This window comes from Sphingobium sp. SA916, assembly GCF_002894065.1.
In the GTDB taxonomy this organism is placed as follows: Bacteria; Pseudomonadota; Alphaproteobacteria; order Sphingomonadales; family Sphingomonadaceae; genus Sphingobium; species Sphingobium fuliginis.
Map to the genome: position 1 here is coordinate 82,029 of NZ_LXYF01000028.1, position 9,001 is coordinate 91,029.

Sequence of the window (9,001 nt, forward strand, 5' to 3'; positions counted from 1 at the left end):
TGCTCCTGCGCCGGCAGGAGCACGCTGCGCTGAATGCGCTGAAGATGTCCATTTCGAGGAGTCCCGCCATGGCCTTTACCGCGAAGATCCTCCTTCTGGGCTCGGGCGAACTGGGTCGTGAATTCGTGATCTCCGCCAAGCGCCTGGGCGCGCAGGTCATCGCCTGCGACAGCTATGCGGGCGCGCCTGCCATGCAGGTGGCGGACGGGTTTGAAGTCTTCTCCATGCTTGACGCCGACCTGCTCGCCAAAGCCATCGAAAAGCATCGGCCCGACTTCGTGGTCCCCGAAATCGAGGCGATCCGCACCGAGGTCCTGGCCGATTTCGAGGCGCGCGGCGTGACGGTCGTCCCTTCGGCCCGCGCCACCATCATGACCATGAACCGCGACCGCATTCGCGAAGTCGCCGCGGTCGAACTGGGGCTGCGCACCTCCCGCTATCGCTACGCCGAAACGCTGGAGGAAGTGCGGGTGGGGGCGGCGCATACCGGCCTTCCCTGCGTCATCAAGCCGGTCATGTCCTCATCCGGCAAGGGCCAGAGCACGGTCCGCACGATTGAGGAACTGGAAGCCGCCTGGGACTATGCAGTCGCGAACATGCGCGGCGACCGCAGCCGGGTCATCGTCGAGGAATTCATCGCCTTCGACTATGAGATCACGCTGCTGACCGTACGCAGCCGTGACGGCGTCAGCTTCTGTCCGCCTATCGGCCATCGGCAGGAACGCGGCGACTATCAGGAAAGCTGGCAGCCCACGCCCATGTCCGGCGGCGCGCTGGCCGCCGCCCAGGACATGGCGCGCAAGGTGGTCGACAATCTGGGCGGCTACGGCATTTTCGGCGTGGAATTCTTCGTGAAGGGAGAGGATGTCATCTTCTCCGAACTCTCGCCCCGGCCGCACGATACCGGCATGGTGACCCTGATCTCCCAGAACTGGAGCGAATTCGATCTTCACGCCCGCGCGATCATGGGCCTGCCGGTGCCGGAAGTGACGCTGCATGGGGCCGCGGCTTCGGCGGTGATATTGGCGGATCGGGAATCGGATGACTTTGGGTTCGAAGGATTGGCCGAAGCGCTCTCGACGCCCGGTGGGGAAGTCGATCTGCGCCTGTTCGGCAAGCCGACGACCCGCCCCTATCGCCGCATGGGCGTCGCCCTGGCCCGCGCGGTCGATGCAGACCAGGCCCGCGCCGTCGCGGCCGAGGCTGCATCGAAAGTGCGGATCATCCATGGTCGATAGGGCGGTTTCCCGCCATTAGGCCCCTCGCCTTGAAGGGGAGGTGCCAACATCCGCAACTGGCCCAATCTTGCCAATCCCGCATGGCGTCCCAACATGCGTCCCGACCCCGAAGCAAGGAGCCTTTCATGACCATCACCCGCCGCGTCACCGTGCATGAAGGCCCTGGCGGTCAGTTCGAGAGCATGGCCGTGTTCGACGATGCCGCCGCCGCTCCGCGTCCGGCCATCCTGCTTTTCCCCAATGTTCTGGGCACCAAGGAGGCCGATTTCGCCTATGCCGAAAAGGTCGCGGCGATCGGTTACACCGTGCTCGTCGCGGATGTGTTCGGCCAGGGCAAGCGGACCAGCCGGGCCGATCCGGACATGGGCCGCTACATGGCCGAACTCAATGATGACCGCATTTTGCTGCGGGACCGGACGAACGCCGCCCATGCGCTGCTGAAATCGCTCGATGAGGCGGACGAGAGCCGGACCGCGGCGATCGGCTTCTGCTTCGGCGGCAAATGCGTGCTCGACCTTGCCCGTTCAGGAGTGGATATTGCAGGCGGCGTCAGCTTCCACGGCGTCTATGACGCGCCGCCCCTTCCCCATGCGAAGATCACCGCGCGGCTGCTGATCTGCCACGGCTGGGACGATCCGATCGCGCCGCCGGAAGCCACGGTCGCGCTGGCGAAGGAACTGACCGAAGCGGGATGCGATTGGCAGATCCATGCCTATGGCCATACCGGGCACGCCTTCACCGACCATGACGCGAAGATGCCCGAAAGGGGCCTGGCCTATAATCCCGAAGCCGACCGCCGCAGCTTCCGCGCGATGGCCGATTTCCTGGGCGATCTCTTCGGCTGAACCGCGGCCGGTCGGGTTCAGATTTCGTCGATCATCTCCGCCAGCACGCCCAGGCAGTCCTTGGCGAGTTGGATCGACCGGGCCGGCGACCAGCCGAAATCGGCGTCCGGCAGGTCGTCATTATCCTTGAACGGCATTTCCAGCGTCATTGCCACGGCGCCGAAGCGCTCGGCCAACTGGTTGGTGGACATGGACAGGTTCGCCTTGCCCGCCGGCGCGGTGGGATAGCCCTTCCTCGTCTGGAAATCGGGCGTCCGGGCGGCCAGCGTGTCGCGATAGCGGCGATACAAGGCCGACTGCCGCTCCGTGATGGAGGGGATGCCCTCGAACCCGGCCAGGAACACGGCCGCAATAGCCTCGTCGCCATGCACGTCCATGGCGAAATCGACCCCGACCTCATCCATCGCTCCGCGCACCAGGAACACCTCCGGACTCTTCTCCATCGACGGCTCATGCCATTCGCGGTTGAGGTTGATGCCCACGGCGTTGGTCCGCAAATGGCCGCGACGGCTGCCGTCCGGATTCATGTTCGGCACGATGTAGAAGGTCGCCTCCCTGCGCAGCAGCCGCGCCACGGCGTCCTCCTCGTCGCAGAGCCGCTCCAGCGCGCCCTCCATCCACCATTCGGCCATGCTTTCCCCCGGATGCTGGCGGGCGTAGAGCCAGACCTTCTTCGGTCCTTCCCCCAGCACCAGCAGGTCGAGCGGCTGCCTGTCCAGCGTCAGCCCCAGTTCGCGATGCTCCACCCCCGGCTGCGACGCCGCCCAGGCGACCAGATCATGGTGCCGTTCCATCGAATAGGGCGCGAAATAGGCGAGCCACACCGCATTGCTGTCGGGCGACAGACGGATCGTCAGCGTCCCGTCGGCATAGCCGGTGTCCGCCAGAAGCCAATTCTCCCGATCCTCGCTATAGCGCGCCTTATAGCCTGGCCAGCCGTCGGGATAGGCCGACGCGCCGCAATTGACGATCGCCAGTTCGACTTCCCGCCCGGCCACGCCAGCCACGCGGAAGTGGAACCATTGGTAGAAGTCGCTCTGCCGGTCCTTAACGATCTCCAGCTCGGCGCGGACGCCTGCGGACGTGGCGGAAATGGAAAGAACGCGAATATTGCCGCTGTCGAAGGCACTTGTGATCGAGATGCTCATCTGACGGTTATAGTCCGCCCCGATTCGCCCGGATAGCCCCCCAGCAATGCCGTCGCCAGCTTCTGCGCCGCCAGACCCGGCTGCGATGCGGGCGTTCCCTCCCGCGCGCCGGTCTGCGCCCGGCCTTCCCAGATGGTGGTCGAATCGGCGCGGCGGCGTATCTGCACCTGCAATTCGGTGAAGACCTGCCCCTTAGGCTTGCCCGACAGGTTGATGCCGATGCCCAGCCCCAGGCCGGAATAGCCGCCGCTGCCCACGGCGCCGCCCACGCCGACGCTTACCGGCTTGCCATTGGCGCCATAGCTTTCGGGTTCGCGGAAGGTGCGGCGGAAACTCACCAGCGCGACATAGTCGCTCTTCGCCCCCTGTGCGGCCGTGGTGAAGCCCACGCGCTGCAATTCCTGCTCGATCGCGGCGGCATAGGTGCGGAATTCCAGGCCGACATCGGGGTTGCCGGCCATTTCCTCGACGGCGATGGTCCCGTTGCGCGCCGGATCGTCGATATGGAACCGCGTCACCTCCACCGGTGGAACAGCCGTGGCGCAGCCGCTGAGCCCCAGGGCCAGCAGGGACGGAAGGACGATCTTCTTCAACATGGACGGATTCGACATGGATGGCACTCCAGGGGATGAACAGCCTCTACACGACACCGCGCCGCTAATCCCTTAAAAGCGTCAAGCCACGGATTTGCTGCATGCAGGATGAACGGCGCGGCGATGGAGCGAAAAGCGGGCGGCCGCCCTTGACTTTCGGCCGTCCCGCCCATAGGGGCTGCGCTTCGATTTTCGATCACGCAAGATTCATTCAAAGGCTGGTTCCATGAAGATCCGCAATTCGCTCAAGTCGCTCAAGGGCCGTCACCGGGACAACCGCGTGATCCGCCGTCGCGGCCGCACCTATGTCATCAACAAGACCAACCGCCGCTTCAAGGCCCGCCAGGGCTGATTCATGGCGGATATTGCCGCCGTCGTCTTTGACGTTGGCAATGTCTTGTATCACTGGACCCCAAGGGTTCTGTACGAGCGCCTGATCGATGACGATCGGGCGCTCGATGCGTTTCTCCGTGACGTGGTGACGCTGGACTGGCACTTCCAGCACGATCAGGGCCGCCCCTTCGCGGAAACCAGCGCAGAGCTGATCGCGCGCCATCCCGAACATGCGGCGCTGATTCGCCTCTGGGGCGAGAAGTTCATCGACAGCGTAGGACCGGCAGTCGAAGGCATGCCGGAGATCGTCCTTGAATTGCACGAGGGCGGCATTCCGCTCTTCGCCATCACCAATTTCAGCCATGAATTCTGGGCGCCATTCCATGCTCGGGAGTCGGCGCTGTTCGCCCCCTTCCGCGACATCGTGGTCTCCGGCGCGGAAAAGCTGGTGAAGCCCGACCCCGCGATCTACCGGCTGGCGCTGGAGCGATTCGGTTTGAGCGCGGAACAGGCGCTGTTCATTGATGACCGCGAGGAAAATGTCCTGGCGGCCGAGGCGGAAGGCATGCGCGGCCACTTGTTCCGCGATGCGGCGACGCTGCGCCGGGAACTGGCAGAGCTGGCGTTGCTTCGAAGCCCAACCGTCTAAGCTGGACGTGCCCCTGCGAAGGCAGGAGCACGACCCTCAGGACCGATCGGCATTCAGCCCTCGTCCCGGCCCCTGAGCTCATCTCCGCGAATCGCGGCCACATGCAGCACATTGGTCGACCCCGGCGTCCCGAAAGGCACGCCGGCCAGCACGACGATCTTGCCGCCCTTCTCGACCATATCGTGGCGCAGCGCCATGCGGCGGGCCTTGCCGATCATCTCCTCGAACGTGCCGATGTCCTTGGTCCGGACGGCATGCACGCCCCAGGTCAGCCCCAGCTTGCGCGCCGTATCCTGCCGGGGCGTCAGCGCCAGGATCGGTGTCATCGGCCGCTCGCGCGCCACGCGGCGCACGGTGCTGCCCGAAGAGGTGAAGCAGGTTATCGCGCTCGCCCCGACGACGGACACGATGCTGCCGGCGCCCTCCGCCAGCGCATCGGCGGTGGTGGGATCGGGCTTCGTCTCGGTATAGTGCAGCCGCCCGAAATAGCCCGGATCGCGCTCCACGCTATGGGCGATGCTGTCCATCATCGTCACCGCCTCGACCGGCCAGTCGCCCGCCGCCGTTTCCGCCGACAGCATGATCGCGTCGGCCCCGTCATAGACCGCGGTCGCGACATCGGACACTTCGGCGCGGGTGGGCGTTGGCGCCTTGATCATGGATTCCAGCATCTGCGTCGCCACCACGACGGGCCGACCCATGCGGCGCGCGGTCGCCACGATCTGCTTCTGCAGCGGCGGCACCGCCTGGGGCGGCAGTTCCACGCCAAGGTCGCCCCGCGCCACCATCACGCCGTCGGCCAGTTCGATGATCTCCTCCAGCCGCTGGACAGCCGCCGGCTTTTCGATCTTCGCCATCAATGCGCCATAGCCGCCCATCAGCTTGCGCGCCTCGGCCAGGTCTTCCGGCCGCTGGACGAAGCTCAGGGCGATCCAGTCGCAGCCCTGCTCGACCGCGAAGCTCAGGTCGCGCCGGTCCTTTTCGGTCAGCGCCGGCACCGGCACGACCACATCGGGCACGTTCACGCCCTTGCGGTTGGAAAGGGTACCGCCGACCTCGACCACCGCGTCGATGCGATCCTCCGCCACCTTCTTGACCCGCAGCACCATCTTGCCGTCGTCCAGCAACAGCCGGGTTTCGGGCACCAGAGCCGCATAGATCTCCGGATGGGGCAGGTTGACCCGCGTCGCATCGCCCGGCGCAGGATCGCTGTCGAACACGAAGGCCGCGCCCGTTTCCAGCACCGCCAGCCCGCGATCGAAGGTCCCGACGCGCAGCTTCGGCCCCTGAAGGTCGCCCAGGATTGTCGTAGGACGTCCGAATTCCTTTTCCAGCGCCCGGATCGTCGCGATGCGCGCGGCATGATCCTCATGCGCGCCATGGCTCATATTGATGCGGAAAGCGTCGGCCCCGGCGACGAACAGCGCCCGGATCATTTCCGGGCTGTCGCTCGCGGGGCCAAGGGTCGCCAATATGCGGACCTTGCGCGAACGGGGCGGTAATTTCGTCATTCCTCTTGTCTCCTGGCCGTCATGGTCGCCTCTGGTTTGCCAGGGCGCGGTTTTCGATTATCCGTGCTGCACGACAGGATGATGATCAGCGAAAGGTTCGCCGTGAGCGATAACATACTCAGTGATGCGGTTGCCGCAACCGCCTTCCGACGGCTGGTGGCGCATTTGCAGCACCGCACCGATGTCCAGAATATCGACCTGATGGGAACGGCGGGCTTCTGCCGCAACTGCCTGGCCGACTGGATCGCGGAGGCGGACGGCACGATCGGCAGGGAGGAAGCGCGGGAGATCATCCATGGCATGCCCTTTGCCGAATGGAAATCCCGCCATCAGGGCGAGGCGACGCCGGAACAGATCGCCCGCATGCAGGAGAGTGTGGCGAAGAACGCCGACAATCATTAGAGGCAGGCGCCGACCGATTCACATTTACTGGAGATTCCCATGAGCGATGGCAATGTCGCCGCCGAACAGCTACGCCTCTTCATCGAGCGCATCGAGCGCCTGGAAGAGGAAAAGAAGGGCATCGCGGACGATATAAAGGACGTCTATCTGGAGGCGAAGGCCAATGGCTATGACGTGAAGACGATGCGGTCCATCGTCCGCCTGCGCAAGATGGAGCGCAATGCCCGCATGGAAGCCGAAGCGCTGCTGGAAACATACAAGACGGCGCTGGGCATCGAATAGATCGCAGCGCGGGGAGAGCGTCCATGACCGGGATCATCGTCAGCACCACCCCTTCGCTGGAAGGCCGGCCTGCGAAGGAATATCTCGGCATCGTCACCGGCGAGGTGATCGTGGGCGCAAACCTGTTCCGCGACCTGTTCGCCAGCGTGCGCGACATCGTCGGCGGGCGCTCGGGCGCCTATGAGGACGTGCTCCAGCGTGCCCGCGACCAGGCGATCGCGGAAATGCGCACCCGCGCCGCGGCGCTGGGCGCCAATGCGGTCGTCGGCGTCGACCTGGATTATGAGACCGTCGGGTCCAGCGGGTCGATGCTGATGGTGACCGCCTCGGGCACCGCGATCCTCGTCTGACATTGCGCATCGAGGGCGCGCTCGCTAGAGAGCCCGCATCGAACAAACAGACAAGTCAGGAGCAGGCCGTGGCCGGCCATAGCAAATTCAAGAACATCATGCATCGCAAGGGCGCGCAGGACAAGAAGCGCTCCTCGATGTTCTCCAAGCTGTCGCGCGAAATCACCGTGGCGGCGAAGATGGGCATGCCCGACCCGGACATGAACCCGCGCCTCCGTCTCGCGGTCAACGCCGCCAAGGCGCAGTCCATGCCAAAGGACAATATCCAGCGCGCGATCGACAAGGCGATCGGCGGCGACATGGAGAATTACGAGGAAATCCGTTACGAGGGCTATGGTCCCGGCGGCGTGGCCATCATCGTCGAGGCGCTGACCGACAACCGCAACCGCACCGCGACCAACGTCCGCACGGCCTTTTCCAAGAATGGCGGCAATCTGGGCGCTTCGGGCGCGGTCAGCCACGGTTTCGACCGCATGGGCCTCATCACCTATCCGGCGAGCGCGGGCGATGCCGACGCGATCTTCGAAGCGGCGCTGGAAGCGGGTGCGGACGACGTCTCCTCGAACGAGGACGAGCATGAGATCTGGACCGCCATGGACGCGCTGCACGAAGTCGCCAGGGCGCTGGAGGCTAAGCTCGGTCCGGCCGAAGGCGCCAAGCTCGCCTGGAAGCCGCAGACCACCGTCGAGGTGGACGAGAGCAATGCGGCGACGCTGATGAAGCTGGTCGACACGCTGGAAGACGATGACGACGTCCAGACCGTCTGGGGCAATTACGAAGTTTCCGACGAAGTCATGGAGAAGCTGGGTTGATCCTTCCCCTTCCCTCTCCCCTGCGGGGAGAGGGATGCGAAGCCCTGACGGCCCTGCCGCTCGGGCGAAGCCGGGAGGACGCGGCAGCCGACGCGCCCGGTCCGGTCTCCCTCCAGACGGGCCCGTCCGGCGGACCGGCAAGCCTCCCTGCGCTCTCCCGTGAAGGGACGAGGGGAATATCATGATCATCCTGGGCCTGGACCCGGGCCTTGGCACGACCGGCTGGGGCCTGATCGCCGCGGACGGCAACCGCCTCACCCATATCTCCAACGGCCAGATCAAGACCGATTCAGGCATGGCGCTGGCCAGCCGGCTGCTGGTGCTCGATCTGGCGCTGACCGACCTCATCCTCGAACATCAACCCAATGGCGCGGCTGTCGAAGAGGTGTTCCTCAACGTGAACCCGCAGTCGACGCTCAAACTCGGCCAGGCCCGTGGCGTGGTGCTGCTGGCGGCTTCGCGATCCGGCATGGAAGTGGGCGAATATGCCGCCCGGCTCGTCAAGAAATCCGTGGTCGGCGTCGGCAATGCATCGAAGGAGCAGGTCCACGCCATGGTCTCCCGCCTCCTCCCCGGCGCAAAGATCGCCGGCCCCGATGCCTCGGACGCTCTCGCCGTAGCGATCACGCACGCCCATCATCTGGCCAGCGCACGAAGGATTCCGCGGAAGTAGAAGGGTGGGGCGACCCGGGGCGGGAACTGGCCAATCCAAGACCTTCCCCTCCCGCAGGCGGGAGGGGTTAGGGGTGGGCGCGAGCGTAGCGAGCTTCTGACTTAGCCGTTGAAAATTCACGCTGATGTCGCGCCAGCCCACCCCCTAGCCCCCTCCCGCCTGCGG

At 65.3% G+C, this 9,001-nt stretch carries 12 protein-coding genes; 9 read left to right on the forward strand and 3 right to left on the reverse strand.

Annotation, left to right across the window (positions count from 1 at the left end):
• Positions 1 to 68 precede the first annotated feature (68 nt).
• Positions 69 to 1,238: a formate-dependent phosphoribosylglycinamide formyltransferase gene (gene purT, locus A8G00_RS07265; RefSeq protein ID WP_048576818.1), complete on the forward strand. Its 1,170-nt coding sequence runs from the start codon at positions 69 to 71 to the stop codon at positions 1,236 to 1,238.
• 125 nt (positions 1,239 to 1,363) lie between these two features.
• Positions 1,364 to 2,083 (forward strand): dienelactone hydrolase family protein, encoded by a 720-nt coding sequence (locus tag A8G00_RS07270; protein WP_099185246.1) that lies wholly within the window; start codon positions 1,364 to 1,366, stop codon positions 2,081 to 2,083.
• A gap of 17 nt (positions 2,084 to 2,100) precedes the next feature.
• Here A8G00_RS07270 and A8G00_RS07275 read toward each other — a convergent pair whose 3' ends face one another.
• Positions 2,101 to 3,231, reverse strand: coding sequence for a M14-type cytosolic carboxypeptidase (locus A8G00_RS07275; RefSeq protein WP_099185247.1), 1,131 nt, complete (start codon positions 3,229 to 3,231; stop codon positions 2,101 to 2,103).
• Positions 3,228 to 3,842 (reverse strand): DUF4136 domain-containing protein, encoded by a 615-nt coding sequence (locus A8G00_RS07280; RefSeq protein WP_083198934.1) that lies wholly within the window; start codon positions 3,840 to 3,842, stop codon positions 3,228 to 3,230. The genes A8G00_RS07275 and A8G00_RS07280 overlap by 4 nt, the downstream gene beginning before the upstream one ends.
• A gap of 208 nt (positions 3,843 to 4,050) precedes the next feature.
• Between A8G00_RS07280 and ykgO the strand changes: the two genes are divergently transcribed.
• Positions 4,051 to 4,176, forward strand: coding sequence for a type B 50S ribosomal protein L36 (gene ykgO / locus A8G00_RS07285; RefSeq protein ID WP_004210176.1), 126 nt, complete (start codon positions 4,051 to 4,053; stop codon positions 4,174 to 4,176).
• A 3-nt stretch (positions 4,177 to 4,179) separates the two neighbouring features.
• Positions 4,180 to 4,806 carry an HAD family phosphatase gene (locus tag A8G00_RS07290; RefSeq protein ID WP_025547522.1) on the forward strand — a complete coding sequence of 209 codons (627 nt, stop codon included), beginning with the start codon at positions 4,180 to 4,182 and terminating at the stop codon, positions 4,804 to 4,806.
• Between the two features lie 53 nt (positions 4,807 to 4,859).
• On the opposite strand, the gene pyk is transcribed toward A8G00_RS07290, so the two are convergent.
• Complete coding sequence (gene pyk, locus A8G00_RS07295) at positions 4,860 to 6,317, reverse strand: pyruvate kinase (RefSeq protein ID WP_076605759.1); 1,458 nt, start codon at positions 6,315 to 6,317, stop codon at positions 4,860 to 4,862.
• Positions 6,318 to 6,419: 102 nt separating this feature from the next.
• Here pyk and A8G00_RS07300 point away from each other — a divergent pair, with 102 nt between their 5' ends.
• The 5 genes from A8G00_RS07300 (at position 6,420) to ruvC (ending at position 8,836) form a co-directional block, all read left to right on the forward strand.
• The gene (locus tag A8G00_RS07300) at positions 6,420 to 6,719 is read left to right on the forward strand and encodes a DUF1244 domain-containing protein (protein ID WP_025547525.1); all 300 of its coding nucleotides are present in this window, start codon (positions 6,420 to 6,422) and stop codon (positions 6,717 to 6,719) included.
• Positions 6,720 to 6,758: 39 nt separating this feature from the next.
• On the forward strand, positions 6,759 to 7,001 hold the full coding sequence (locus A8G00_RS07305; RefSeq protein ID WP_007688707.1) for a DUF2312 domain-containing protein: 243 nt from the start codon (positions 6,759 to 6,761) through the stop codon (positions 6,999 to 7,001).
• A 23-nt stretch (positions 7,002 to 7,024) separates the two neighbouring features.
• Positions 7,025 to 7,351, forward strand: coding sequence for a heavy metal-binding domain-containing protein (locus A8G00_RS07310; RefSeq protein ID WP_204369886.1), 327 nt, complete (start codon positions 7,025 to 7,027; stop codon positions 7,349 to 7,351).
• A gap of 68 nt (positions 7,352 to 7,419) precedes the next feature.
• Positions 7,420 to 8,163 carry a YebC/PmpR family DNA-binding transcriptional regulator gene (locus A8G00_RS07315; RefSeq protein WP_007688711.1) on the forward strand — a complete coding sequence of 248 codons (744 nt, stop codon included), beginning with the start codon at positions 7,420 to 7,422 and terminating at the stop codon, positions 8,161 to 8,163.
• A 181-nt stretch (positions 8,164 to 8,344) separates the two neighbouring features.
• Positions 8,345 to 8,836: a crossover junction endodeoxyribonuclease RuvC gene (gene ruvC / locus A8G00_RS07320; protein ID WP_025547533.1), complete on the forward strand. Its 492-nt coding sequence runs from the start codon at positions 8,345 to 8,347 to the stop codon at positions 8,834 to 8,836.
• Positions 8,837 to 9,001 lie beyond the last annotated feature (165 nt).